General features: G+C 72.7%; 26 protein-coding genes. 19 read left to right on the top strand and 7 right to left on the bottom strand.

The window, feature by feature from the left end:
- Positions 1-17: 17 nt before the first annotated feature.
- Positions 18-1,418, bottom strand: coding sequence for an alpha,alpha-trehalose-phosphate synthase (UDP-forming) (locus A6A27_RS22460; RefSeq protein WP_073836622.1), 1,401 nt, complete (start codon positions 1,416-1,418; stop codon positions 18-20).
- A gap of 312 nt (positions 1,419-1,730) precedes the next feature.
- Here A6A27_RS22460 and ettA point away from each other — a divergent pair, with 312 nt between their 5' ends.
- The 4 genes from ettA to A6A27_RS22440 all read left to right on the top strand — a co-directional run bounded on the left by ettA (position 1,731) and on the right by A6A27_RS22440 (position 5,337).
- Complete coding sequence (gene ettA / locus A6A27_RS22455; protein ID WP_073836648.1) at positions 1,731-3,407, top strand: energy-dependent translational throttle protein EttA; 1,677 nt, start codon at positions 1,731-1,733, stop codon at positions 3,405-3,407.
- Positions 3,400-3,843 (top strand): acyl-CoA thioesterase, encoded by a 444-nt coding sequence (locus A6A27_RS22450; RefSeq protein WP_073836621.1) that lies wholly within the window; start codon positions 3,400-3,402, stop codon positions 3,841-3,843. The genes ettA and A6A27_RS22450 overlap by 8 nt, the downstream gene beginning before the upstream one ends.
- Before the next feature lie 109 nt (positions 3,844-3,952).
- Positions 3,953-4,621 carry a hypothetical protein gene (locus A6A27_RS22445; protein WP_073836620.1) on the top strand — a complete coding sequence of 223 codons (669 nt, stop codon included), beginning with the start codon at positions 3,953-3,955 and terminating at the stop codon, positions 4,619-4,621.
- Positions 4,622-4,752: 131 nt separating this feature from the next.
- A complete protein-coding gene (locus tag A6A27_RS22440; protein WP_073836619.1) occupies positions 4,753-5,337 on the top strand; it encodes a YbjN domain-containing protein in 585 nt (194 codons plus the stop codon).
- A gap of 48 nt (positions 5,338-5,385) precedes the next feature.
- Here A6A27_RS22440 and A6A27_RS22435 read toward each other — a convergent pair whose 3' ends face one another.
- The 3 genes from A6A27_RS22435 to A6A27_RS22425 form a co-directional block, all read right to left on the bottom strand.
- On the bottom strand, positions 5,386-5,775 hold the full coding sequence (locus A6A27_RS22435) for a globin (RefSeq protein ID WP_073836618.1): 390 nt from the start codon (positions 5,773-5,775) through the stop codon (positions 5,386-5,388).
- An 83-nt stretch (positions 5,776-5,858) separates the two neighbouring features.
- Positions 5,859-7,250 carry an MFS transporter gene (locus A6A27_RS22430; RefSeq protein WP_073836617.1) on the bottom strand — a complete coding sequence of 464 codons (1,392 nt, stop codon included), beginning with the start codon at positions 7,248-7,250 and terminating at the stop codon, positions 5,859-5,861.
- A gap of 249 nt (positions 7,251-7,499) precedes the next feature.
- Positions 7,500-8,540, bottom strand: a complete 1,041-nt coding sequence (locus A6A27_RS22425) for a mechanosensitive ion channel family protein (protein WP_083672769.1) — start codon at positions 8,538-8,540, stop codon at positions 7,500-7,502.
- A 179-nt stretch (positions 8,541-8,719) separates the two neighbouring features.
- On the opposite strand from A6A27_RS22425, the gene A6A27_RS46855 reads away from it, so the two are divergent.
- Positions 8,720-8,842 carry a hypothetical protein gene (locus A6A27_RS46855; RefSeq protein WP_274534575.1) on the top strand — a complete coding sequence of 41 codons (123 nt, stop codon included), beginning with the start codon at positions 8,720-8,722 and terminating at the stop codon, positions 8,840-8,842.
- Positions 8,835-9,374 (top strand): HNH endonuclease, encoded by a 540-nt coding sequence (locus tag A6A27_RS22420; protein ID WP_073836615.1) that lies wholly within the window; start codon positions 8,835-8,837, stop codon positions 9,372-9,374. The genes A6A27_RS46855 and A6A27_RS22420 overlap by 8 nt, the downstream gene beginning before the upstream one ends.
- An 86-nt stretch (positions 9,375-9,460) precedes the next feature.
- On the opposite strand, the gene A6A27_RS22415 is transcribed toward A6A27_RS22420, so the two are convergent.
- The 3 genes from A6A27_RS22415 to A6A27_RS22405 form a co-directional block, all read right to left on the bottom strand.
- Positions 9,461-10,234: a class F sortase gene (locus tag A6A27_RS22415; RefSeq protein ID WP_073836647.1), complete on the bottom strand. Its 774-nt coding sequence runs from the start codon at positions 10,232-10,234 to the stop codon at positions 9,461-9,463.
- A 489-nt stretch (positions 10,235-10,723) separates the two neighbouring features.
- Entirely contained in the window at positions 10,724-11,233 is a 510-nt protein-coding gene (locus A6A27_RS22410; protein WP_073836614.1) for a hypothetical protein, read from the bottom strand.
- A gap of 112 nt (positions 11,234-11,345) precedes the next feature.
- The gene (locus A6A27_RS22405; protein ID WP_073836613.1) at positions 11,346-11,816 is read right to left on the bottom strand and encodes an Lrp/AsnC family transcriptional regulator; all 471 of its coding nucleotides are present in this window, start codon (positions 11,814-11,816) and stop codon (positions 11,346-11,348) included.
- Positions 11,817-11,956: 140 nt separating this feature from the next.
- Between A6A27_RS22405 and A6A27_RS22400 the strand changes: the two genes are divergently transcribed.
- The 13 genes from A6A27_RS22400 to A6A27_RS22340 all read left to right on the top strand — a co-directional run bounded on the left by A6A27_RS22400 (position 11,957) and on the right by A6A27_RS22340 (position 24,615).
- Positions 11,957-12,841, top strand: coding sequence for a tryptophan 2,3-dioxygenase (locus tag A6A27_RS22400; protein ID WP_073836612.1), 885 nt, complete (start codon positions 11,957-11,959; stop codon positions 12,839-12,841).
- Between the two features lie 14 nt (positions 12,842-12,855).
- Entirely contained in the window at positions 12,856-14,133 is a 1,278-nt protein-coding gene (gene kynU / locus A6A27_RS22395) for a kynureninase (protein ID WP_073836646.1), read from the top strand.
- Complete coding sequence (locus A6A27_RS22390; RefSeq protein ID WP_073836611.1) at positions 14,130-15,464, top strand: FAD-dependent oxidoreductase; 1,335 nt, start codon at positions 14,130-14,132, stop codon at positions 15,462-15,464. Before kynU ends, A6A27_RS22390 begins: the two co-directional genes overlap by 4 nt.
- Positions 15,465-15,484: 20 nt before the next feature.
- Complete coding sequence (locus tag A6A27_RS22385; protein WP_073836645.1) at positions 15,485-16,966, top strand: 2-hydroxymuconic semialdehyde dehydrogenase; 1,482 nt, start codon at positions 15,485-15,487, stop codon at positions 16,964-16,966.
- A 196-nt stretch (positions 16,967-17,162) separates the two neighbouring features.
- The gene (locus tag A6A27_RS22380) at positions 17,163-17,960 is read left to right on the top strand and encodes a 2-keto-4-pentenoate hydratase (RefSeq protein WP_073836610.1); all 798 of its coding nucleotides are present in this window, start codon (positions 17,163-17,165) and stop codon (positions 17,958-17,960) included.
- Positions 17,957-18,952, top strand: coding sequence for an acetaldehyde dehydrogenase (acetylating) (locus A6A27_RS22375; protein WP_073836609.1), 996 nt, complete (start codon positions 17,957-17,959; stop codon positions 18,950-18,952). Before A6A27_RS22380 ends, A6A27_RS22375 begins: the two co-directional genes overlap by 4 nt.
- Positions 18,949-20,004: a 4-hydroxy-2-oxovalerate aldolase gene (gene dmpG / locus A6A27_RS22370; protein WP_073836608.1), complete on the top strand. Its 1,056-nt coding sequence runs from the start codon at positions 18,949-18,951 to the stop codon at positions 20,002-20,004. The genes A6A27_RS22375 and dmpG overlap by 4 nt, the downstream gene beginning before the upstream one ends.
- Positions 20,001-20,774: a 2-keto-4-pentenoate hydratase gene (locus tag A6A27_RS22365; protein ID WP_073836607.1), complete on the top strand. Its 774-nt coding sequence runs from the start codon at positions 20,001-20,003 to the stop codon at positions 20,772-20,774. The genes dmpG and A6A27_RS22365 overlap by 4 nt, the downstream gene beginning before the upstream one ends.
- Positions 20,771-21,199: a RidA family protein gene (locus A6A27_RS22360; RefSeq protein ID WP_073836606.1), complete on the top strand. Its 429-nt coding sequence runs from the start codon at positions 20,771-20,773 to the stop codon at positions 21,197-21,199. Before A6A27_RS22365 ends, A6A27_RS22360 begins: the two co-directional genes overlap by 4 nt.
- Positions 21,196-21,720, top strand: a complete 525-nt coding sequence (locus A6A27_RS22355; protein WP_073836605.1) for a 3-hydroxyanthranilate 3,4-dioxygenase — start codon at positions 21,196-21,198, stop codon at positions 21,718-21,720. The genes A6A27_RS22360 and A6A27_RS22355 overlap by 4 nt, the downstream gene beginning before the upstream one ends.
- A complete protein-coding gene (locus A6A27_RS22350) occupies positions 21,720-22,721 on the top strand; it encodes an amidohydrolase family protein (RefSeq protein ID WP_073836604.1) in 1,002 nt (333 codons plus the stop codon). The genes A6A27_RS22355 and A6A27_RS22350 overlap by 1 nt, the downstream gene beginning before the upstream one ends.
- 33 nt (positions 22,722-22,754) lie before the next feature.
- On the top strand, positions 22,755-23,048 hold the full coding sequence (locus A6A27_RS22345; protein ID WP_143194112.1) for a PIN domain-containing protein: 294 nt from the start codon (positions 22,755-22,757) through the stop codon (positions 23,046-23,048).
- 106 nt (positions 23,049-23,154) lie between these two features.
- Positions 23,155-24,615 carry an amidase gene (locus A6A27_RS22340; protein ID WP_073836602.1) on the top strand — a complete coding sequence of 487 codons (1,461 nt, stop codon included), beginning with the start codon at positions 23,155-23,157 and terminating at the stop codon, positions 24,613-24,615.
- Positions 24,616-24,651 lie beyond the last annotated feature (36 nt).

Here is a 24,651-nt window from a genome sequence, read left to right as displayed (position 1 = left end):
GGCGGTGCTGGGGGAGTTCACGCCGCCTCCGCATCGGGTACGCCGAGTTCGGTCAGGAACGACTTGGCCCAGTGCCCCACGTCGTGGGTGCGCAGGTGGCGCTGCATTATCCGCATCCGGCGGCGGGCCTCGGGTTTCTCGACGTGCACGGCGCGCAGCAGCGCGTCCTTGACCGCGTCGGGGTCGTGGGGGTTACACAGGAAGGCCTGGCGCAGCTCAGTGGCGGCGCCGGCGAACTCACTGAGCACGAGCGCGCCGCCCTGGTCGGCGCGCGATGCGACGTACTCCTTGGCCACCAGATTCATTCCGTCTCGCAGCGGGGTCACCATCATCACGTCTGCCGCGACGTACATCGCGGCAAGTTCGGAGCGACTGTACGACTGATGCAGATAATGCACCGCCGGCACGCCGACCCGTCCAAATTCACCATTAATCCGGCCGACCTCCCGCTCGACCTTCACTCGAAGTGCCTGGTAGTGCTCCACCCGTTCCCGGCTCGGTGTGGCCACCTGCACCATGACGGCGTCCGGAACTGTCAACTTTCCGTCAGCCAGGAGTTCGCGGAAGGCCTTGAGCCGCAGCTCGATGCCCTTGGTGTAGTCCAGCCGGTCGACGCCCAGGACGATCGTCTTCGGGTTGCCCAACTCCTCCCGGATCTGCTTGGCCCGGGCCTGGATCGCCGGGTCCTCGGCCAGCCGCTCCATCTCCCGGGTGTCGATGGAGATCGGGAAGGCGCCGGCCTTCACCTGCCGGCCGTCGACCTGGATCATCTGCCCCTCGTAGCGCAGTCCGAGCAGGTGCCGGGCGAGCCGGACGAAGTTCTGCGCGGCCAGCCGCTGCTGGAAGCCGACCAGGTCCGAGCCGAGCAGGCCGCGCAGGATCTCGGTCCGGAACGGCATCTGCATGAACAGCTCGATCGGCGGGAACGGGATGTGCAGGAAGAACCCGATCCGCAGGTCCGGCCGCAGCTCGCGGAGCATCGCCGGAACCAGCTGGAGCTGGTAGTCCTGCACCCATACCGTCGCGCCCTCGGCCGCGACGTCCGCCGCGGCCTCCGCGAACCGGGCGTTGACCAGCCGGTACGTCTCGCGCCAGCGGCGCTTGTAGACCGGGGTCTCCACGGCGTCGTGGTAGAGCGGCCAGATCGTCGCGTTGGACTGGCCCTCGTAGTAGCGCTCCAACTCCTCGGCGCTCAGCGGCACCGGATGCAGCCGGATCCCCTCCAGGTCGAACGGCTCCGGCGCGGCCCCGGTGCCGCCGGCCCAGCCGACCCAGGTGCCCTGGTGGTCGGCGAGGACGGGATGCAGCGCGGTGACCAGCCCGCCCGGGCTCCGCCGCCACTGCCGTCCTTCGGGTGTGCTCACCTCGTCGACCGGCAGTCGGTTCGCCACTACGACAAAGGAGCTACGGACGGTCACGATCGGCCACCTCCGGGTGCTGACGGGTCCACCGCGATGAGCGTACTGAGCGTATCTGCGGCATCTGTTCCCCCGTGCGGAGTCAGGTACCCGTCCCACCCCAACCGAACCACAGACGTGATCTTGTAGACAACCCCCGAGAAGCACCTCGACCAGTCGCTCGGGGCGGGGTGATGTGGGCGGAGCGGGCCGTACCTGTCAGGATTGACGGTGGCGTGCGCGTGGCCGGCTCCGGCCGGCGGCGGCGGGCGGAGCTGCCGACCCGCGCCCGTGCCCGCGACCCAGACGCAACCGACGGAGGTAGCCCGCACCGTGGCCCAGTTCATCTACGTCCTGGAAAAGGCGCGCAAGGCGCACGGCGACAAGGTCGTGCTCGACAACGTGACGCTGAACTTCCTGCCGGGGGCCAAGATCGGTGTGGTCGGCCCGAACGGCGCCGGCAAATCCAGCCTCCTCAAGATCATGGCAGGCTGGGACCAGCCGAGCAACGGCGAGGCCCGGCTGATGCCCGGCTACACCGTCGGCATGCTGGCTCAGGAGCCGCCGCTGAACGACACCAAGACCGTCCTCGGCAACGTCGAGGAGGCGGTCGCCGAGACCAAGGCCAAGCTGGAGCGGTTCAACAAGATCGCCGAGCAGATGGCCACGGATTACTCCGACGAGCTGATGGAGGAGATGGGCCGGCTCCAGGAGGAGCTCGACAACGCCGACGCCTGGGACATCGACTCCAAGCTCGAGCTGGCCATGGACGCGCTGCGCTGCCCGGCGCCGGACGCCGACGTGACCAAGCTGTCCGGCGGTGAGCGCCGCCGGGTGGCGCTGTGCAAGCTGCTGCTGGAGGCGCCGGACCTGCTGCTGCTCGACGAGCCCACCAACCACCTGGACGCGGAGAGCGTGCAGTGGCTGGAGCAGCACCTGGCCAAGTACGCCGGCACCGTCATCGCCATCACCCACGACCGGTACTTCCTCGACAACGTGGCCGGCTGGATCCTGGAGCTGGACCGCGGCCGGGCCATCGGCTACGAGGGCAACTACTCCACCTACCTGGAGAAGAAGGCCGCCCGGATGGCCGTCGAAGGGCGCCGCGACGCCAAGATGAAGAAGCGCCTCGACGAGGAACTCGAGTGGGTCCGCTCCAACGCCAAGGCCCGGCAGACCAAGTCCAAGGCCCGGCTCGACCGGTACGAGGAGATGGCCACCGCGGCGGAGCAGACCCGCAAGCTGGACTTCGAGGAGATCCAGATCCCGCCGGGCCCGCGCCTGGGCAGCACCGTCATCGAGGTCAACGGCCTTACCAAGGCGTTCGGCGACCGGGTGCTGATCGACGGCCTCAGCTTCTCGCTGCCGCGCAACGGCATCGTCGGCGTGATCGGCCCGAACGGCGTCGGCAAGACCACCCTGTTCAAGACCATCGTCGGGCTGGAGGAGCCGACCACCGGCTCGGTCAAGGTCGGCGACACCGTCTCGCTGTCGTACGTCGACCAGAGCCGGGCGGGTCTGGCCGGCGACAAGACGGTCTGGGAGACGGTCTCCGACGGGCTGGACCACCTCCTGGTCGGCAAGGTCGAGATGCCGTCGCGGGCGTACATCGCCGCATTCGGGTTCAAGGGGCCGGACCAGCAGAAGCCGACCAAGGTGCTCTCCGGTGGCGAGCGGAACCGGCTCAACCTGGCGCTGACCCTGAAGATCGGTGGCAACGTCATCCTGCTCGACGAGCCGACCAACGATCTGGACGTGGAGACCCTCGGCAGCCTGGAGAACGCGCTGCTGGAGTTCCCGGGCTGCGCCGTGGTCATCTCCCACGACCGGATGTTCCTGGACCGGGTCGCCACGCACATCCTGGCCTGGGAGGGCGACGACCAGAACCCGGCCAAATGGTTCTGGTTCGAGGGCAACTTCGAGGCGTACGAGAAGAACAAGATCGACCGGCTCGGCGCCGAGGCCGCCCGTCCGCACCGGGTGACCTACCGCAAGCTCACCCGTGACTGACCGCTTCGTCTACCACTGCACGCTGCGCTGGTCCGACCTGGACGCGTACGGGCACGTCAACAACTCGCGCTTCCTCACCCTCTACGAGGAGGCGCGGGTGGCGTTGATGTTCGCCGGCGGCCGGGCGTGGGGGGTGGGCTCGTTCGCCGACGGGGTGGTCATCCGCCGGCACGAGGTCGACTACCTGCGCCCGGTCGACTACGCGCTGGGCCGGGCCACCGCGGAGGCGGCGCCGACGGTCCGGATCGAGCTCTGGGTGGAGGAGCTGCGGGCCGCCTCGTTCACCGTCGCCTACGAGCTGTACGACGGCGAGGTGCTGGCCAGCCGAGCCCGATCCGTCCTCGTCCCGTTCGACCTGGCGGCGCAGCGGCCCCGCCGGATCTCCCCGGAGGAGCGGGCCTTCCTGCTCCGGTACGCGCCGGGGGTGGCGGAGTGAGCGCGCCGAGCGGTTCCGCGCGCCCCGCGGCCGGGAGCCGAGGGGGCGGCGTGAGCGGGCGGCGCGGGCCGGTCCGGCGAGCCCCGCAGTCGCGAACCGAGGAGCTCGCATGACCGGGCCTGCGGCGGGGCACGGGCTCGACGGGGTGGCCGACGCGGGGGCCTTCCTGGCCCGGCTGGTCCGGCTGGACCCGGCCACCCTGGTCCGGCTCCGGCCGGTGCCCGGCGTCGGCCGTACCGCCCTCTGGGCCCGGTTGCCGTGGGGCGTCCTGGTGGTCCGCACGGTCACCGGGACGGCCCCGGGTGACGTCACCGTCGCCGCCGTGGAGCTGCTGGCCGAGCTGTCGGCCGGGGGCGCCGCGCTGCCCCGGCGTCGCGACGACGGCTGGCGCTGGCCGCTGCCGCCGCCGGCCAGTCGGGCGGTGGAGTCCCTGGCCGCCGAGGACGTACGCCGGATCGCCGCAGCGGCGGCCGGGGCGCTGCGCGAGGCGGCCACGCACGGCGTGGCGGGCCGCGCGGTGGGGCAGCGCGCGCTGCGGGACGCGTTGCTGGACCACGTCGCCGTGGTGGTGACTCCGGACGACGCGCCGGACGCCCCGGTGGAGGTGCCGCAGCGGTTGGTGCAGGGGCTGGTCCGGATGGGCTTCGTCGGCACCGGCGACGTCCGGGTACGCGTTGCCGGCCGATGGGTCGGTCTGGTCGGACCGTACGGAGCGGCCTGGTCGCGGAAGGTGGCGGAACTGAGCCTTACGCCCACAATCACTCATCCGAACGGATGACCCCTGATCATTCTTCCGGCTTGGTGCGTCCGTTGGGGGGATGCTTCAGCCCGGCTGTCCGGGTACCGTCCATGCTCGGATCCAACGCACCGTAGGCGGCTGGATCCGCTGGGGAGTGAGGTGCGCGAGCGATGCCGTGGTGGTCATGGCGCCCAGGTCCCGCCAGTGGCGGCGATCCGGAAACTCGAACCGGGATCACAGTGGAGGAAACCGTCCGGGTCGGACCACCGACCCCCCGTCAGCCGGGGGACGACACCCCGGCCGCCGAGCGGCCCGTGATCGCGGACATGCCGGCAACCGTCGCCCCGGTCACCCTCCGCCGGGTCTGCGACGCGCTCGACCTGCTCGACGTGCGTTACCTGGCCGACGGCGACGGCAACCTGCTGGCCATGTGGGAGCGGCACGCCGTGCTGGTCACGCTGGAGGGGCCGGACGACGAGATCCTGGTGATGCGGGCCCGTCCACACGCGACGGTGCCGCCGGACTGGGCCGACCGCGCCTACCGCGTGGTCAACGAGTGGAACCACACTCGACGGTTCTGCAAGGCGTACATCGGCGACCCGACCGAGCGCGGCCAGCTCCCGATCTACGCGGAGCTTCAGGTCCCGCTCGGCGCCGGCACCCACGACGCGCTGCTGGTCGAGATGCTCGACTGCGGCGCCGCGGTGGCCGCCACCTTCGTGGACTGGCTGCACGACGAGGGCGCCCTGCTCTGACCGCGCTGCCGGGGCCCCCGGGCCCCGACGCCGCGCGATCCGCTGCCGTCAGGCCCCGGCGGCCGGGTCCTCCATCACGTTGACCATGAAGTACGCGGCCCTCTCCAGGTAGTCCCAGAGCGCGTCGGCGATCTCCGGCGGCAGGTCCAGCCGGTCCACGGCGCGCCGCATGTGGCGCAGCCAGGCGTCCCGCTCGGCCGCCCCGATCCGGAACGGCGCGTGCCGCATCCGCAGTCGCGGGTGGCCACGCTGCTCCGAGTACGTGTGCGGGCCGCCCCAGTACTGCATGAGGAACAGGGTCAGCCGGTCGGCCGCCGGGCCGAGGTCCTCCTCCGGGTACATCGGGCGCAGCAGCGGGTCATTGGCCACACCCGCGTAGAACTCGTCCACCAGCTTGCGGAAGGTGGGTTCGCCGCCGACCGCCTCGAAGAGGGTCATCGACTCGCCTGGGGAATTCACCCTTCCATCCTGCCAGGTGCCGACTGCGCAACCGCCCCGCCCACCGGCCGGCGGGAGTCAGGTCACCCCACCGCGTGCCGGCGCCGGCCGTGCTCACCGGAGCGGTTGCCGATCACGCCGGGCGTGCCCGTCATGGCCGGGGTGTGCGGGTCTGGGCCGGCGGTGTCCCGGGCGACCGAATCGGCCTCGGCCGCCGCGACGGTCGCGGCCACCGTCTCCGGGCGCGGCCAGGTGAGCACCGCCAGGAGCATCAGCCCCACCCCGGCGGCACTCCACACGCCCACCACCGTGGGGATGCTGAACCGTTCTGCGAGCGCCCCGGTGACCAGCACGGCCCCACCCTGGGTGATCTGCGTCCCACTGGCCATCACGCCGAACGCCCGGGCCCGGTAGCCGTCCGGCAGGGCGCGGACGAACAGACCGTTGGCCACCGGCAGCAGCCCGCCCACCGCGAAGCCGCAGCCGGCGGCGAGGAGCGCCACCAGGAGCGGCGGCGGGTCGAGCAGGGCGGGAACGAGCGCCGCCGGGGCGAGGACCGCCAGCGGGCGGATCAACGCCACCCGGCGGCCCGGGGCGACGAGCCGGCTGATCAGCAGCCCGCCGAGGATGTAGCCGATCGGGTTGGCCGCCATGATCACCGCCTGGGCGGTGCCGGCGTCCATCGCGCCGTCGGTCCGGTCGGCGGCCCATGGGGCGGCCAGCCCCTCCGGCACGATCGAGAAGACCACCGCACTGAACACCACCACGGCGATGGCCCGCAGGACCTGCTGACCGAAGACGATGCGGAAGCCCTCACCGGTCTCCCGCAGCAGGTGGCTGCGGTGCGCGGCGGTCATCGCGGGCGGCCGGTCCCGGAGGCCGAACCGGCACAGGGCGGCCGACAGGCCGAAGGTGGCCGCGTTGATCAGCAGGGCGACGTTGGGGTCGATCGCGGCGATCGCCGCGCCGAGCAGGTAGCCGACGACCTGGGCGGCCTGGGCGGTGCTCGCGGTGACCGACAGGCCCAGCACCAGCCGGTCGCCAGTGAGGATGTGCGGCGTCAGCGCGGACCGGGCGGCCTGGCTCGGCGGGTTGGCCAGGGTGGCGGCGAAGATCAGGGCGAGGATCGCCCAGGGGGGCATCACCGGCACGGCCACCAGTGCCATCAACGCCATCCGGATGACGTCACAGATCACCATGACCTGCCGGTACCGGTGCCGTTCGGCCAGCGCGGAGAGCAGTGGGCCGCCGATCAGCCAGGGCAGGTAGCTGGCCGCGAACGCGGCGGCGGAGAGCGCCACCGAGTCGGTCTCCCGGTAGACCAGGACGGTGACGGCGGCTTTGGCCAGGTAGTCGCCGACCCAGGAGAGAGTGCTGGCGGTGAAGAGAGCGCGGAACTCCGGCTGGCTGAACACGTCGCGGAAGGTGGCCGAGCCCTCCTGGGCGGGTCGCTCGTCGGACACCGTCGCCTCCATCGTCCCCGGGCCGACCACTCATGGTGGGACCGACCGGGAACCGTCGTCAGGTTTACGGATCAGCGAGGACACGAGCACGCTCCGACCGGAGCGTGCTTACCGGATTCTGCCCGATCGTCTGACAACTGGCTAGGGTGAACGGATTGATCGTCGCATCTCCGACTGAACGATCGGACGATACCCGAGGGGCCGCACGGCGCGCGACCCCCGCCAACCGCCGGTCCAGCAGGGGCCGGGTGGCGACCGGCCTCAGGTCGCGCCGCCGGTGCCGGTCTCCCCGGGAGTCGGGAGGTTGGGCGGCAGGCCCGGATAGAGCCGGGCCGCCGCGATCCGGGCGGTGATGCCGGAGTTCTCCAGCGCCTCGGCCAGCCGGCGGCGCAGCTCGCGGCCGACGGCGAACTGCCCGTCGGCGGTCGTCTTGACCACCGTGCGGATCACCGCCCCGTCCACGGTCATCTGTTCGACGCCGAGCACCTCCGGCGGCTCGACGATCTGGGGTGCCAGCTCCGGGTCCATCGCCACCGACGCGGCCGCCGTACGCAGCACCGCGGTGGCCTCCTCGGTGCCGGCGAAGCCGATCGGCAGGTCCACCACCACCAGGGCCCACCCCTGGCTCTTGTTGCCGACCCGGACGATCTCGCCGTTCCGGATGTACCAGAGCACGCCCCGGCCGTCCCGGACCGTGGTGACCCGCAGGCCCACCGCCTCCACCACGCCGGTCGCCTCGCCGAGGTCGACGGTGTCGCCGACGCCGTACTGGTCCTCGATCAGCATGAACAGGCCGGCGATCAGGTCCTTGACCAGGCTCTGCGCGCCGAAGCCGAGGGCGACGCCGGCGATGCCCGCGCTGGCCAGCAGCGGGGCCAGGTCGAAGCTGAACTCCTTCAGCACCATCAGCAGCGCGATGCCGAAGATGAAGGCGGTGACCATGCTGCGCAGCACCGAGCCGATCGCCTCGGCGCGCTGCCGCCGCCGCTCCGGCACGAAGTCCTCCGGGTTCGCCGCGGCGCTGGGGATCCGCTCGCGCAGCGGCTTGAGGAGGGTGGGCACCGCGGTCTCGCTGGTCGTCCGGACCAGCCGGTCGATCGCCCGGTGCAACGCCCAGCGGGCGACGAAGGCCAGCAGCAGGATCAGGATGATCCGCAGCGGCTTCAGGACGATCCAGTAGCTGCCCTCGGCGAACCAGACTGAGCCGGTCAGCTCCAGTACCTGCTTGCACAGGGGGTCGGTCCGGCAGTCGACGGACGGACTTGGGCCGGGGTCGGGCGCGGCGGCCAGAACGCGGAGCATCAGGTCGGCGGTACTCACCCTGCTTTCGTACCGCACGGCTCCTGGGCGCCCGCTGCTGACCCACCAGGACGGGGGCCTCGTCACGACTTCCCAGTGAACCGATCATCGTGGCACAGCCACGAAAGGTTCATGAGCGTACCCCGGATTAGTACGTGCAATCGCGGGTCCGATCAGGGACGATGGGCGCAGCGGACGTCGGTGATCCGGCCGGCGTCGGTGCGGCTCCCCGCTGCCTGCGGGGCACCCCCCGGCGCAAACAGCGGCAGGAGCGGCTGGACCGGGAGGGTGAGCACGATGCCTGACATACGACCCACGGCGGGCTCCGGTGCACTCGTTCTCAACGCCACCTACGAGCCGCTGTGTGTCGTGTCGGTGCGTCGCGCCGCGATCCTCGTGCTCTCCGCCAAGGCCGTCTGCGTCGCGGACGGCGACGGCGTCCTGCACAGCGCCCGCAACGCGCTCCCGGTCCCCTCGGTGGTCCGGCTGACCCGCTACGTCCGGGTGCCCTACCGCACCCATGTCGGGCTCTCCCGCCGCGCGATCTTCGCCCGGGACGGCTGGCGGTGCGCCTACTGCCGCGGTCCGGCCGAGACCATCGACCACGTCTTCCCGCGCAGCCGGGGCGGCCGGCACGCCTGGGAGAACGTGGTCGCCGCCTGTGCCCGGTGCAACCACACCAAAGGGGACAAGACGCCGGCGGAGCTGGGCTGGCGGCTGCACAGCCTGCCGGCGGCCCCGAAAGGGACGGCGTGGCGGGTGCTCGGGCACCGGGCGCCGGACCCGCGCTGGGCGGACTGGCTGGACCTGCGCGAGCCCGAGCCCGAGGCCGCCTGAGCCCGCTCTCCGGCCGTGCGCCTGAGCCCCGGTCACCGGCCACGCGTCTGAGCCCGTTCACCGGCCGCCCGCCCCTGCGCCCGGGCTCACGGGCCACGCGCCTCGACCAGCGACGCGTAGACCACCAGGTTGTCGGCGTAACCGGTCGCGCCGCCCACCCATCGGCCGCCGCAGGTGATCAGGCGCAGGTTCGGCTGGCTGAAGTCGCCGAAGATCTCGTTCACCGGCAACCGCTCCTTGCCGTACCGCTGCACGGAGGTGACCTCGAAGACGGCCACCGAGCGGTCCTCCCGGGTCACCTCGACCCGGTCGCCGTCGTCCAGTTTCTTGAGATCGTGGAAGACGGCGGGACCGGTGGTGGTGTCGACGTGCCCGACGATCACCGCCGGGCCGTTCTGCCCCGGGGTCGGTCCCTGGTCGTACCAGCCGGCCTCGCCGGCCCGCTCCAGCGCGGGTACGGCGATGCTGCCGTCGGCGGCGATGCCGACCCGGTGCACCGGGGCACGCAGGCCGAGCTTGCCGATCGCGATGTCGGTCGGCGGGCTCGCCGCCAGCACCGGGAACTTCTTCGGCGGCGGCCGTATCCCGGCAAAGAGCCGGTCCGGCAGCACGGTGACACCGGTCACCCGTTCCACGCCGAGCATCGCGATGATCAGCACCATCAGCGTGCCGATCACCAGTACCGGGGCGCCGGGGCCGCGCCGCGCCGCGTACCGCCAGCGAGCGGCGGTGCGGGTGGGCCGGACCGGCGCGATGCGGGCGCGCGGGTCGGCGGTGGCGACGCTGGCCGTGGCGGCCTGGCCGGCGGTGCGGGCGAACCGACGGGTGGCCCGGGTCACCAGCCGAAGCGAGGTCCGCAGCCCGTGGCCGGCCGTACCGGGCCGGGTCCCGCGGGCGTCCCGGTTCGCCTGCGGCCGGACGTTCCGCACGTGGCCCACGCCCCGGACGGGCCGGCCGCGGCCGCCGCCGATCCGCCGGGTGCGGCCGTCGCCCTGGATGCGCGGGCTGCCGTCGAGGCGGGCCGGTCGGCCGCCGATCCGCCGGGTGCGGCCGTCGCCGTGGATGCGGGTGCCGCGGCGACCGGGGGCCGGCGGCATGCGGCCGTCCCGACGGATCCGGGCGGCCCGGCCGTCACCCTGGATCCGCCGGCCGCGGCCCCTGCCGTCGATCCCCGTGGGGCGTCCGCCGGGGCCGGCCGGCGCGGGTGCGCCGGTCAGGGCGGCGACACCGGCGTCATCCCGCGGCGCCGGGGTGCGGCCGTCGCCGCGGATCCGCGTGCTGCGACCGTCGTTCCGGGCGTCCGGCTGCCGGCCGGCTCGGGTCCGTGGGCCTGCCATGGCCGCACCTCGTCAGAAGCGCGACCCGGTCCTGCGGCGGGCGCCGACGCCGGCCACCACCGCCACCGCGACCAGCCCGCCGACCAGCAGCAGCGAGCCGGCGCCCCGGCCGCCCGCCGTGCCGCCCCCGCCGGTGGCCGGGCCCTTGCTGGGCTGGGCCATGTTCAGCACGGTCAGCACGGTCTGTGCGGTGTTCCCGTTGGAGCAGCGCAGGTCGACCGGGAAGTCACCGGCCTGCTTGTTGGCCGGGATGGTCACCGCCCCGGTGAGGAAGCCGTTGTCCGGTCGGAGCATCACCCGCCCGAAGGCGTCCGAGTTCACCTCGGCCTGCCGGTTGTTCGCGTTGTCGCAACTGGCCCGGATGTTCACCCGGGTGCCGGCCTGCGCGGGATTCGGCGTGACCTCGACGAAGACGTTCTCCCCGGCGCGGGCCGGCGTGGCGGTCATCAGGATGAACGCCCCGACCAGGGCGAGCACGCCCAGTACGGCGGACAGGGCGCGGTGTGACACGAGCCCTCGCATGGTTCCCCCCTCCCGGTGCGGCGCACCGGAATCCTGCTGACGGGCAGTGCCGGCTGCATTCCCGCTGGCGCCGGGGCAAACCGGCGCGGGACCGCCGACCGGGAGATCACGCTCAGCGGCGGCGACCGGCCGACGATGAACCGGTGCGGGGCAGCGGGGTGACCGGGTGCCAGTCCAGCGGGGTGGAGAGCACCATCGTGCTGGACGGCTGGCCGTACGGGGCGAGCCGGTCGATGACCCGCTCGAACTCGTCGATCGAGCCCGCCGCGACCTTGAGCATGCTGCACGCGTCCCCGGTGATCCGGTGGATCTCCATGATCTCCGCCCAGCCCGCCACGTCCGGGTCGTTGAGGATGCACCGGGACCCGTAGCAGGACATCCGGATCAGGGCGACCACGGTACGGCCGGCCCGGGTCAGGTCCACGTGCGCGTGGTAGCCGGTGATCACCCCGGACTCCTCCAGCCGGCGGACCCGTTCGGCCACCGCAGGCGGCGACAGGTGCACCCGGCGGGACAACTCGCTGAACGAGAGCCGGGCGTCGGCCTGGAGCTCGCGCAGCAGGGCCCAGTCCATGTCGTCCACTGCGTGACCTTTCTTTCGTGAACCCGGCAGCCGTGCGGCCTTCAACACGACAGGTCAAACCACCGTACCGCCGTTGAACAGGCATTCCATCGGTGGATACAGGAGCGGGATCATGTCGTCTACCCCGCGTACCGAGGGAGATGACGGTGGAACAGACGACGGCGGTTCGTCCGGCCACCCCGCAGCAGCGGGCGGCCCGGGCGGCGCGCAACGGCGGCGAGCCGACGCTGGAGTTCGCCGACCGGGTGCCCTACGACGCCTACGTGCGGGCGAGCACGCTGCACCGGTTGCAGCAGCCGCTCAGCGACGATCCGGGCGAGATGTCCTTCCTGATGGTCAGCCAGATCATGGAGCTGTACTTCGGGCTGACCTGCCACGAGCTGCGGCACGCCCAGCGGGAGCTGCGGGCCAACCGGATCTGGGAGGCGCTGCCCCCGCTGCGCCGCGCCGCCCTGCACCTGGAGGGGCTCAACGCCGCCTGGCACGGGCTGCGCTGGATGACCCCGGCCGACTTCAACCGCTTCCGCGACCGGCTCGGCGAGGGCTCCGGCTTCCAGTCCGCCATGTACCGGCAGCTGGAGTTCCTGCTCGGCCTGCGCGACCCCGCCCTGATCCGCCCGTTCCGGCGGCAGACCGAGGTGCATGCGGAGCTGACCGCCGCCCTCGCGACACCGAGCCTCTGGGACGACGTGATCGCCCTGCTCGCCCGGCGCGGCTTCGACCTCCCCGGCGAACTGCTCGACCGGGACGTGGCGACCGAGCACGACCCGCACCCCACGGTCGAGGCGGCGTGGGTGCGCATCTACGCCGACGGCGGCCCGGACAACCACCTGCGCCTGCTGGGTGAGGCGCTGACCGAGGTGGCCGAGCGGTTCGGCGACTGGCGCTGGCAGCACATCAAGGCGGTGCAGCGGACCATGGGCGCCAAGGTCGGCAGCGGCGGCTCGGCCGGGCTGGCCTGGTTGCAGCGCAGCATGGCCCGGGTGGTCTTCCCCGAGCTGTGGTCGGCCCGGACCGCGATGTGACCGGAGAGAAGGACATGCCCACCCCCGAAGAAGAAGCCCGCCGGCTCGACGCCGCCGACCCCGGCCACCGGCACCTGTTCCACGTGCCCCCCGCCGAGGGCGGGCGGTACCCCGAGGTGGCGTACCTGGCCGGCAACTCGCTGGGCCTGCAACCCCGGGCCACCCGGGACGAACTCCTCGCCGACCTGGACGCCTGGCGCCGGCTGGGCGTGGAGGGGCACCTGGAGGCGGAGCGGCCCTGGCTGCCGTACCACGAGCTGCTGACCGCGCCGGCCGCGCGTCTGGTCGGCGCGCTCCCGGCGGAGACCGTGGTGATGAACTCCCTCACGGTCAACCTGCACCTGCTGATGGTGAGCTTCTACCGGCCGGCCGGCGAGCGGACCCGGATCGTCATCGAGGACAGCGCCTTCCCGTCGGACAGCTACGCGGTGCGCAGCCAGGCCCGGTTCCACGGCCTGGACCCGGACGCCACCGTGGTCCGGTTGGCGCCGCGCCCGGGCGAGGACACCCTGCGCACCCAGGACGTCCTCGACTTCCTGGCCGCCGAGGGGCACACCGTGGCGCTGCTGCTGCTCGGCGGGGTCAACTACCTGACCGGCGAGCTGATGGACCTCCCGGCGATCACCGCGGCCGGGCGGGCCGCCGGTGCGGTGGTCGGCTGGGACCTGGCGCACGCGGTCGGCAACGTCCCGCTGGCGCTGCACGACTGGGACGTCGACTTCGCCGCCTGGTGCTCGTACAAGTACCTCAACTCGGGGCCGGGCGCGCTGGCCGGTGTCTTCGTTCACGAGCGACACCTGGGCGACCCCGGCCTGCCCCGGTTCGAGGGCTGGTGGAGCACCGAGGCCGCCACCCGGTTCGAGATGACCCCGGTCTCGCGGCCGCCGGCCACCGTCGAGGCGTGGCAGATCTCCAACCCGCCGATCTTCGCGATGGGACCGGTGCGTACCTCGCTGGAACTCTTCGACTCGGTCGGCATGCCGGCGCTGCGGGAGCGCAGCCTCCGGCTCACCGGCTACCTGGAGCGGCTGCTGGACGAGGTGACCGTCGGCCGGCCGCTGACCGTGGTCACTCCCCGCGACCCGGCCCGCCGGGGCTGCCAGCTCTCTGTGCGGATCGGACTGGGCAGCGCGAACGAGCTGACCAAGCGGCTGCGGCACGAGCACGGCGTGATCGCCGACGCTCGCGAACCGGACATCGTCCGGTTCGCCCCGGTTCCGCTCTACTCGACGTACCACGACTGCTGGCGGGTCGCCGACGCGCTGGCCGCCACCGTGGAGGCCACCGCATGATTACGGAACGCGACGAGATCGCCGTCGTCGGGGCGGGGCTGGCCGGCTGCCTGCTGGCCTGCTACCTGGCCCGGCGCGGATACCCGGTGGCCCTCTACGAGCGGCGTCCGGACCCGCGCAGCGGGCAGGTCGAGCGGGGCCGCTCGATCAACCTGGCGCTGTCCGAGCGCGGCCTGGACGCGTTGCGCCGGATCGGGCTGGAGCGGCAGGTGATGGCGGACGCGCTGCCGATGCGCGGCCGGATGATCCATCCTGTCGAGGGGGAGCCGCAGTTCCAGTCGTACAGCGGCTCCGGCGACCGGGCGATCAACTCGATCAGCCGGGGCGCGCTGAACAACGCGCTGCTCACCGCCGCCGCCGCGCGGCCCGGTGTGCGGGTCGCGTTCGACCACCGGCTGGTCGGGCTCGACCCGGCTACCAACGAGATGACCTTCGAGACCCCGCAGGGCAAGGTCACCGCCACCGCGTCGGTCGTCCTCGGCGCCGACGGCGCCGGCTCCGCCGTGCGTGGGCAGCTCCTCGGGTACGGCGCGCTGACCGAGAGCCTGGACTTCCTCGACTACGGCTACAAGGAACTCAGCATCCCGCCGATCGGCGGCGAGTTCGCCCTGGATCCGGGCGCCCTGCACATCTGGCCGCGGGGCACCTCGATGATGATCGCCCTGCCCAACCCGGACCGCTCCTTCACCTGCACCCTGTTCTGGCCCACCCACGGCACCGCGAGCTTCGCCTCGCTGGGCAGCCCGGCCGCCATCGAGCGGTACTTCCGCACCCACTACCCGGACCTGATCCCGCTCGCGCCGAACCTGGTGGACGACTACCAGCACAACCCGGTCGGGGTGCTGGGCACGGTCCGCTGCACCCCGTGGCAGCTGGACGGCAGGATGGGCCTGCTCGGCGACGCGGCGCACGCCATCGTGCCGTTCTACGGCCAGGGCGCGAACTGCGCCTTCGAGGACGTGGTCGAGCTGGACCGCTGCCTGGACGAGTGCGGCGACCAGTGGTCCGTGGCGCTGCCGCTGTTCGAGCAGCGGCGGCAGGCCAACGCCGAGGCGATCGCCCGGATGGCGCTGGCCAACTTCGTGGAGATGCGGGACAAGGTCGCCTCGCCGGTGTTCCAGACCCGCAAGCGGATCGAGCACGCCCTGGAGCGGGCGCTGCCCGGCCGGTACGTGTCGCAGTACGAGTTGGTCTCCTTCTCCACCACCCCGTACGCCGAGGTGCGCCGCCAGGTGCGCCGGCAGTACCAGGTGCTCGGGGCGGTCGCGGCCGGCGCGGTGGCGGCGCTGGCCGGCGCGGCGATGGTGCTCGGGCGAGGGAGGCGGCGATGACACTCTGGGATCCGCGGCTGATGGCCGGGCACGCGCCGGACGGCCCGGGCCTGCTGCGCAACTTCGTCGGCGGCGAGTTCGTCGCCGCCGGGCGGCGGTTCACCAAGCGCAGCCCGGTGACCGGCGAGCCGGTCTTCGATGTGGTCGAGGCCGACTCGTCCACGGTGGACGACGCGGTGGCGGCGGCCCGGGCGGCGCTGCGTGGCCCGTGGGGCCGGATGGGCGAGCGGGAGCGCGCCGAGGTGCTGCGGCGGATCGCCGACGAGTTGGAACGCCGCTTCGACGATCTGGTCGCCGCCGAGGTGGCCGACACCGGCAAGGCCATCTCCCAGGCCTGTACGCTGGACATCCCGCGCGGCGCGGCCAACTTCCGGGCGTTCGCGGAGATCGTGGCGACCGCGCCGACCGAGTCGTTTACCACGGTCACCCCGACCGGCGGGCGGGCGCTCAACTACGCGGTCCGCAAGCCGGTCGGTGTGGTCGCGGTGATCGTGCCGTGGAACCTGCCGCTGCTGCTGCTCACTTGGAAGGTCGCCCCGGCCCTGGCCTGCGGAAACGCCGTGGTGGTCAAGCCCAGCGAGGAGACTCCGGCGTCGGCCACCCTGCTCGCCGAGGTGATGGCCGCGGCGGGCGTACCGGAGGGCGTGTTCAACCTGGTGCACGGCTTCGGCCCCGACTCGGCCGGGGAGTTCCTCACCCGGCACCCGGGCGTGGACGCGATCACCTTCACCGGGGAGTCCGCCACCGGCAGCGCAATCATGCGGGCCGCCGCGGACGGGGTGAAGGCGGTCAGCTTCGAGCTGGGCGGCAAGAACGCCGGCCTGGTCTTCGCCGACGCCGACCTGGACGCGGCGGTCGCCGGGTCGGTCCGGTCCAGTTTCACCAACGGCGGCCAGGTGTGCCTCTGCACCGAGCGGATCTACGTGCAGCGGCCGGTCTTCGAGGAGTTCACCGCGCGGCTCGCCAAGCGCGCCGACGAATTGGCGTACGGCTGGCCGGCCGACGAGGCGACGGCGAACATGCCGCTGATCTCGCACGGCCACCGGGACAAGGTGCTCGGCCACTACGACCTGGCCCGGGCCGAAGGCGCCGAGGTGTGCGCCGGGGGCGGGGTGCCGCGCTTCGGCGACGCCCGGGACGGCGGCGCGTACGTGCAGCCGACCGTGCTGACCGGGCTCGGGCCGGACGCCCGCACCAACCGGGAGGAGATCTTCGGCCCGGTGGTCCACGTCGCACCCTTCGACGACGAGGACGCGGCGTACGCCCTGGCCAACGGCACCGACTACGGCCTGGCGGCGACGGTCTGGACCCGCGACGTGGGCCGGGCGCACCGGGCCGGAGCCCGGCTGGACGCCGGCATCGTCTGGGTGAACACCTGGTTCCTGCGCGACCTGCGCACCCCGTTCGGCGGGGTGAAGGCATCCGGCATCGGCCGGGAGGGCGGGGTGCACTCGCTCGACTTCTACTCCGAACTCACCAACGTCTGCGTGGACCTCACATGAGCGAGCGGAGCGAGCGAATCAGCCGGCTCAGTAGCGCGGCGCCTCGCGCCGCCGTGGAGCGACGCGAGGCGGTGGCGTGAGCGGGCGGAGCGGGCAGAATGGCCGGCATCGTGAGCGCGAGGAGCGGGCCGGGGTGGCGAGCCCCGTGGTCGCGAACCGCCGTGAGCGTCGTCAGCGAGCGCAGCGAGGAGCGGGGATGACCACCGTCGACATCGAGGCCGCCAACCGGGAACTGGCCGTCGCCCGGCAGGACGAGAAGCCGTGCCCGCCCCTGCGGGGCCGGCTGTTGCCGGAGGGCGACATCGAGTCGGCCTACCAGGTGCAGCAGGTTTACACCCGGCAGCGGCTCGGCAAGGGCCACCGCCGGGTGGGGGCGAAGATCGGGCTGACCTCGCGGGCGGTGCAGGAGAGCTTCGGCGTGTTCCAGCCCGACTTCGGGGTGCTCTTCGACGACATGGCGGTCGGCGACGGCGTCGAGGTGCCGATGGGCCGGTTGCTCCAGCCCCGGGTGGAGGCGGAGATCGCCTTCGTGCTGGGCGCGGACCTGCCCGACGAGCGGGTCACCACCGTCGACCTGATCCGGGCCGTGGACCACGTGCTGCCGGCCATCGAGATCGTCGACTCGCGGATCGCCGGGTGGGACATCTCCATCGTGGACACCGTGGCGGACAACGCCTCCAGCGGGCTCTTCGTGCTCGGCACCGCGCCTCGCCGGCTCGCCGACCTCGACCTGCGGCTGTGCGGCATGGTGCTGGAGCAGGCCGGTGAGCCGGTCTCGGTGGGGGCGGGGGCGGCCTGCCTCGGCAACCCGCTGCACGCGCTGGAGTGGCTGGCCGGCACGATGGCCCGCGCCGGCGACCCGCTGCGCGCCGGGGACGTGGTGCTCTCCGGGGCGCTCGGCCCGATGGTGCCGGTCAGCCCTGGGGCGGCATACGAGGCGCGGATCTCCGGGCTGGGCTCGGTGCGGACCTGTTTCTCCAAGGAGACGCGATGAGCGAGCGTCAGCGAGCGAGTCATCAACGCAGCGTCGGTGTGGCGGTGCTGGGGTCGGGCAACATCGGCACCGACCTGATGATCAAGGTGCTGCGGCTGAGTGACCGCCTGCGCATGGTGGCGATGGCCGGCATCGACCCGGCGTCGGACGGCCTGGCCCGGGCTCGGCGGCTGGGCGTGGCGACCACCGCCGAGGGCGTGGACGGCCTGGTGGCGCTGCCTGAGTTCGCCGATGTCGAGCTGGTCTTCGACGCCACCTCGGCCGGCGCGCACCGCCGCCACGACGCGGTGCTGCGGGCGCACGGCCGGACCGTGGTCGACCTGACACCGGCCGCCATCGGCCCGTACGTGGTGCCGCCGGTCAACCTCGACGAGCACCTGCACGAGGCGAACGTCAACATGGTCACCTGCGGTGGGCAGGCGACCGTGCCGATCGTCGCCGCCGTCGGCCGGGTCACCCCGGTGGCGTACGGGGAGATCGTCGCGTCGATCGCCTCGAAGTCGGCCGGGCCGGGCACCCGGGCCAACATCGACGAGTTCACCGAGACCACCGCCCGGGCCATCGAGGTGGTCGGCGGCGCGGAGCGCGGCAAGGCGATCATCGTGCTGAACCCGGCCGACCCGCCGCTGCTGATGCGGGACACCGTCTACTGCCTCTGCCCGGACACCGACGCCGATCGGGCCGCCATCGCCGCCTCGGTCGGCGAGATGGTGGCCACCGTGCAGGAGTACGTTCCGGGCTACCGGCTCAAGCAGGACGTGCAGTTCGACCGGGTCGACACGTACGTGCCGTCGCTGGGGCGGCAGCTGACCGGGCTGCAGGTCTCCGTCTTCCTGGAGGTCTCCGGCGCCGGGCACTACCTGCCCGCGTACGCCGGCAACCTGGACATCATGACCTCGGCCGCGCTGCGCACCGCGGAGCGGCTGGTGGCCCTGCGCTCGGCCGGGCGCGGCCCCGCGCCGGCGCGGCACACGGAGGTGACCGTCCGATGACTGATCTCTACATCCAGGACGTGACGCTGCGGGACGGCATGCACGCCATCGCGCACCGGTACACCGTGGACCAGGTGCGGACCATCGCCGCCGCGCTGGACGCCGCCGGGGTGGCCGCCATCGAGGTGGCCCACGGCGACGGCCTGGCCGGGTCCAGCGTCAACTACGGCCACGGCGCGGCCAGCGACGCCGACTGGATCTCCGCCGCCGCCGAGGTGCTGACCGGCGCGAAGCTCACCACGCTGCTGCTGCCCGGGATCGGCACCATCGCCGACCTGAAGGCCGCGAAGGCGCTCGGGGTGACCAGCGTCCGGATCGCCACCCACTGCACCGAGGCGGACATCTCCGCCCAACACATCTCCTGGGCCCGGGAAAACGGCATGGACGTCGCCGGGTTCCTGATGATGTCGCACATGAACGACCCGGCCGGGCTGGCCGCCCAGGCCAAGCTGATGGAGTCGTACGGGGCGCACTGCGTCTACGTGACCGACTCCGGCGGCCGGCTGCTGATGTCCGACGTGGCCGAGCGGATCGACGCGTACCGGCAGGTGCTCGAGCCGGAGACGCAGATCGGTATCCACGCCCACCACAACCTGTCGCTCGGGGTGGCGAACAGTGTGGTCGCGGTCGAGCACGGGCGGATCCTCGGGGACGGGCCGCTCGGCTCCCCGTCCGGGCGGACCGTCCGGGTGGACGCCTCGCTGGCCGGCATGGGTGCGGGCGCGGGGAACGCTCCGCTGGAGGTCTTCGTCGCGGTCGCCGAGCTGCACGGCTGGAAGCACGGCTGCGACGTGTTCGCGCTGATGGACGCGGCCGACGACGTGGTCCGCCCGCTCCAGGACCGGCCGGTCCAGGTGGACCGGGAGACCCTCTCCCTGGGGTACGCGGGCGTCTACTCCAGCTTCCTCCGGCACGCCGAACGCGCCTCCGCGAAGTACGGGGTGGACGTCCGCTCGATCCTGGTCGAGCTGGGCCGGCGCCGGATGGTCGGCGGCCAGGAGGACATGATCGTGGACGTGGCGCTGGACCTCGCGGGCAAGGAGAACTCATGATCGGACCGGACATCGCGGGGATCGCCGAGAAGCTGGGCGCGGCCGCCGACACGGCCACCGCCATCCCGCAGCTCGCGGCCGAGACCGGCCTCGACGTCGACACCGCGTACGCGGTGCAGTCCGCGCTGCTCCAGCGCCGCCTCGACCGGGGCGAGCGGCTGGTGGGGCTGAAGATGGGGTTGACCAGCAAGGCGAAGATGGCCCAGGTCGGCGTGGACGAGGTGATCTGGGGCCGGCTCACCGACGTGATGCGGGTCCCCGACGGCGGGAGCGTCGACGTGGCCGCCTTCATCCACCCCCGGGTGGAGCCGGAGGTGGCGTTCCTGCTGGACCGCCTGCCCGAACCCGGCGAGCCGGTCGGCGCGTTCACCGACGCGGTGCGCGCGGTCGCCCCGGCCATCGAGCTGATCGACTCCCGCTACGCCAACTTCACCTTCTCCCTGCCGGACGTCGTCGCCGACAACACCTCGGCCGCCGCGTTCGTCGTCGGACCCTGGTCGCCGGTGCCGGAGGGGCTGGACAACCTCGGCGTGCTGCTGGAGATCGACGGCCGGGTGGCGCAGGTCGGCTCGACCGCGGCGATCCTCGGCGACCCGCGCCGGGCCCTCGACGAGGGGCTCCGGCTGGCCGGCCGGCACGGCGTGCGGCTGCGCGAGGGCTGGCTCTTCCTGGCCGGCGCCGCGACGGCCGCGGTGCCACTGCGCCCGGGCACCCACGTCCGTGTCGTGGTGGAGAAGCTCGGCACCGCGTCGCTGCGGGCTTCGTCGTGAGTGACGAGGCGCGCGTGGTGGCCGGGAAGGCGATCCCTCGGGGCGCGTTCCCGCACGTCAAGGTGGCCGGGGGGTTCGTCTTCGTCTCGGGTACGTCGTCCCGGCGGCCGGACAACACCTTCGCCGGTGTCGAGGTGGACGAGTTCGGCACGACCAACCTGGACATCCGGGTGCAGACGCGGGCGGTGATCGAGAACGTCCGGGATCTGCTGCGGTCGGTCGGCGCCGAGCTGTCCGACCTGGTCCAGGTCACCAGCTACCTGGTCAACATGAATGATTTCGGTGGATACAACGAGGTGTGGGCGGAGTTCTTCGACGCCACCGGGCCGACCCGGACCACGGTGGCGGTGCACCAGTTGCCGCATCCGCACCTGCTGATCGAGATGCAGGCCGTGGCCCTACTTCCGTCGGGAGGTCAGTCGTGAGTGAGATCGCCGAGCCGTTCAGCTTCCAGGGCTGGATCGGGGAGAACCAGCACCTGCTCAAGCCGCCGGTGGGCAACAAGGAGATGTTGCCGGGCAGCGATGACTTCATCGTCATGGTGGTGGGCGGCCCCAACCAGCGGACCGACTTCCACGTCGACCCGTACGAGGAGTTCTTCTACCAGGTCAAGGGCAACATGCACATCAACCTGATGCTCCCCGAGGGCCCGCGTACGGTGCACGTCCGCGAGGGTCAGACGTGGATGCTGCCGCGCAACACCCCGCACTCGCCGCAGCGGCCCGAGGCCGGCTCGATCGGCATGGTGATCGAGCGGGTCCGCGAGGAGGGCACGCTGGAGAAGTTCCAGTGGTACTGCCCCGAGTGCAGCCACCAGGTGCACGAGGTGGAACTCCAGGTCCGCGACATCGCGGCCGACCTGCCCCCGGTCTTCTCGGCGTTCTACGCCGACGAGAAGGCCCGTACCTGCACCAACTGCGGCGCGCTGCACCCGGGCAAGGGCTGATGCCGGGACGTGTCGTGGACGTGCACACGCACGTCGTACCCAAGGGGTGGCCGGACCTCGCCGCGGCGTGCGGCGGGTCCGGCTGGCCCTGGCTGCGGGTGGACTCCGAGCGCGCCGCCATGATCATGGTCGGCGAGACGGAGTTCCGGCCGGTCGGCGCGGAGTGCTGGGACGCGGCGACCCGGCTGGCCGACATGGCCGCCGACGGCGTCGACGTGCAGGTGGTCTCGCCGACCCCGGTCTTTTTCAGCTACGACCGCCCGGCCGAGCAGGCCGTCCGGGTGGCCCGGATCTTCAACGACCTCACCCTGGCGGTGACCGCTGCCGGGGGCGACCGGCTGGTGCCGTTCTGCCAGGTGCCGTTGCAGGACCCGGACCTGGCCTGCGCGGAGCTGGACCGCTGCCTGGCGGCCGGCCACGTCGGGGTGGAGATCGGCAACCACGTGGGCGACCGCGACCTCGACGACGCCGGCACCGTGCAGTTCTTGACCCACTGCGCGCAGGTGGGCGCCCCGGTCTTCGTACACCCCTGGGACATGCCGGGCGGCCCGCGGCTGGACCGCTGGATGGCCCGCTGGCTGACCGGGATGCCGGCCGAGACGCACCTCTCGGTGCTGGCGCTCATCTTCGGCGGGGTCTTCGACCGGGTGCCGGAGACGCTGCGGATCTGCTTCGCGCACGGCGGCGGCAGCTTCCCGTTCTGGCTGGGCCGGGCCGACAACGCCTGGCACCGCCGGGGCGACCTGGTACGCGGCGCCTCCACCGCCCCGCCGAGCTCCTACGTCGACCGGTTCTGCGTCGACTCGGTGGTCTTCGACCCGGCCGCGCTGCGGCTGCTGGTCGACACCATGGGGGAGGACCGGGTGCTGGTGGGCAGCGACTATCCGTATCCGCTGGGGGAGCGGCCGGTCGGTCAGGTGGTCCGGAAGGCGGACTTCCTCACCGCCGACCAGCGCGACAAGCTCCTCTCCCGCAACGCCCTGCGCTTCCTGCACGGCTGACGGCGGCCGGGCCAGGCTATAAAGACGGTGCGGGTGACCGCGATTCTTGAGGAAGCTCTGGCGGCGACCTGCCTACCCCTGGATCTCGAAGACGGCCGCAGTGCGCGAGACTTCCGAGATGCCATGACGATCCGCGCCCGCCGGACTCAGCTCATGATCGATCTGCCCGTGACCGCCGCTGTCTCGACTCGCACGCGTGACCTTCAGTTGGCGCTGACCGCGCGGGGTCATCATCGGGCCGCCAGTCCCGTTGACCTGACGGTTGCCGCTGTGGCGGCCGAATATTCCGCGACGGTCCTGCACTACGACCGCGACTTCGATCGGTAGGCCGAGGTCGGTGGCCCTCGGTCCGAATGGGTCGCACCGCCCGGGACCCTGTGAGTCGGACCGTGTCGGGACGGCCCACGCCGGCCCGGCACGGCAGGATGGGGCTATGGCCGAGCCGCACGACCTGACCGCGCTGGAGCAGGCCGCCGCGATCCGCCGGGGCGAGCTGTCCAGCGTGGAGCTGGTCGAGCACCACCTGCACCGGGTCGAGGCGCTCGGCGACACCGTCGGCGCGTTCGTCACCGTCACCCCCGAGCGGGCCCGGGAGGCGGCCCGGGCCGCCGACGCGGTGCCGGTGGACCGACGGGGCCCGCTGCACGGCGTACCGACCGCGATCAAGGACCTCACGCTGACCGCCGGGGTGCGGACCACCTTCGGTTCGGCCGCCTTCGCCGACCTCGTGCCGCCGGTCGACGCCGACGTGGTCCGGTTCATGACCGCCGCCGGGCTGGTCAGCCTCGGTAAGACCACCACCTCCGAGCTGGGCTGCTCGCTCTACTCGGAAGGGTTGGTGGCGCCACCGGCGCGGAACCCGTGGCGCCTCGCGTACACCGCGGGCGGTTCCAGCGGCGGCGCGGCGGCTGCGGTGGCGGCCGGGCTGGTGCCGGTGGCCCAGGGGTCCGACGGCGGCGGCTCGCTGCGCATCCCGGCGTCGCTCTGCGGTCTGGTCGGATACAAGCCGAGCCGGGGCCTGGTCTCCGGCGGCCCGCTCGGGTTCGGCGGGTTCGGGCTGCCGGTGAACGGCCCGCTCGGACGGACCGTCCCCGACGTGGCCGCGCTGCTCGACGTCATGGGCCAACCGGTGCCCGGCGAGCCGTACCTGCCGCCGGCCGCGCCCGCCGGCGGTTATCTGGGCGTCGCCCGCGACGCGGCGCCCGGGCGGCTGCGGATCGGCCGCTTCACCACGCCGATGCTCGCCGACGAGCCCGTCCACCCCGACTGCGTGGCCGCTGTCGACCGGGCCGCCGCGCTGCTCACCGCGGCCGGCCACGAGGTGGTCGAGGTGCCCGCGCCGCTCGGCCCGGCGGCGTGGCCGCTCTTCGAGACCCTCTGGTACGTGCTCGCGCTCTCCCCGGTGCCGCCGGAGCGGGAGAGCGAGCTGCTGCCGCTGACCCGGTTCCTCCGCTCCCGGGGCGCGGCCGTCGGCGCCGGTCCGCTGCTGGCCGCGCTCGGCGAACTGCAGGCCCAGGTACGCCTCGGCGTCCGCCGGACCGCCGGCTGCGACCTGCTGCTCTGCCCGACCCTGGCGGCGCCACAGGCGCCGGTGGGCGCGTTCGCCGCCCTCGACCCGGCCGAGGACTTCGACCGGCAGCGCCGCTTTTCGCCGTACTGCGCCATCTTCAACGTGACCGGTGATCCGTCCGTTTCCCTGCCGCTCGGCCGGACCGGTGACGGCCTGCCGGTCGGGGTGCTGCTCACCGGCCGGTACGGCGCGGACGCCACATTGATCGCCACGGCCGCGCAGTTGGAGCACGGCTGTGGCGGGTGGGATCAGCACCCCGCAATCTGGCGGGCGGTCGGCTCCGCTAACGTGAACATCACAAGCGGGGTCGGGGACCCGTCGTAATGATCGTCCACCCGACCCGGAAATTCCTGGTCTCTC

The organism is Micromonospora sp. CB01531 (assembly GCF_001905095.1).
Classification (GTDB): Bacteria; Actinomycetota; Actinomycetes; order Mycobacteriales; family Micromonosporaceae; genus Micromonospora.
This window is presented reverse-complemented; position numbering and strand designations above follow the sequence as displayed.

Coding starts and splice junctions, on each gene's coding strand:
- A6A27_RS22380 (WP_073836610.1), top strand. CDS start 17,163: ATGACCACCGTCGACATCGAGGCCGCCAACCGGGAACTGGCCGTCGCC.
- dmpG (WP_073836608.1), top strand. CDS start 18,949: ATGACTGATCTCTACATCCAGGACGTGACGCTGCGGGACGGCATGCAC.
- A6A27_RS22390 (WP_073836611.1), top strand. CDS start 14,130: ATGATTACGGAACGCGACGAGATCGCCGTCGTCGGGGCGGGGCTGGCC.
- kynU (WP_073836646.1), top strand. CDS start 12,856: ATGCCCACCCCCGAAGAAGAAGCCCGCCGGCTCGACGCCGCCGACCCC.
- A6A27_RS22350 (WP_073836604.1), top strand. CDS start 21,720: ATGCCGGGACGTGTCGTGGACGTGCACACGCACGTCGTACCCAAGGGG.
- A6A27_RS22400 (WP_073836612.1), top strand. CDS start 11,957: ATGACGGTGGAACAGACGACGGCGGTTCGTCCGGCCACCCCGCAGCAG.
- A6A27_RS22425 (WP_083672769.1), bottom strand. CDS start 8,540: ATGCTCCGCGTTCTGGCCGCCGCGCCCGACCCCGGCCCAAGTCCGTCC.
- A6A27_RS22340 (WP_073836602.1), top strand. CDS start 23,155: ATGGCCGAGCCGCACGACCTGACCGCGCTGGAGCAGGCCGCCGCGATC.
- A6A27_RS46855 (WP_274534575.1), top strand. CDS start 8,720: ATGGGCGCAGCGGACGTCGGTGATCCGGCCGGCGTCGGTGCGGCTCCC.
- A6A27_RS22410 (WP_073836614.1), bottom strand. CDS start 11,233: ATGCGAGGGCTCGTGTCACACCGCGCCCTGTCCGCCGTACTGGGCGTG.
- A6A27_RS22435 (WP_073836618.1), bottom strand. CDS start 5,775: ATGACCCTCTTCGAGGCGGTCGGCGGCGAACCCACCTTCCGCAAGCTG.
- A6A27_RS22430 (WP_073836617.1), bottom strand. CDS start 7,250: ATGGAGGCGACGGTGTCCGACGAGCGACCCGCCCAGGAGGGCTCGGCC.
- A6A27_RS22375 (WP_073836609.1), top strand. CDS start 17,957: ATGAGCGAGCGTCAGCGAGCGAGTCATCAACGCAGCGTCGGTGTGGCG.
- A6A27_RS22445 (WP_073836620.1), top strand. CDS start 3,953: ATGACCGGGCCTGCGGCGGGGCACGGGCTCGACGGGGTGGCCGACGCG.
- A6A27_RS22440 (WP_073836619.1), top strand. CDS start 4,753: ATGCCGTGGTGGTCATGGCGCCCAGGTCCCGCCAGTGGCGGCGATCCG.
- A6A27_RS22385 (WP_073836645.1), top strand. CDS start 15,485: ATGGCCGGGCACGCGCCGGACGGCCCGGGCCTGCTGCGCAACTTCGTC.
- A6A27_RS22365 (WP_073836607.1), top strand. CDS start 20,001: ATGATCGGACCGGACATCGCGGGGATCGCCGAGAAGCTGGGCGCGGCC.
- A6A27_RS22420 (WP_073836615.1), top strand. CDS start 8,835: ATGCCTGACATACGACCCACGGCGGGCTCCGGTGCACTCGTTCTCAAC.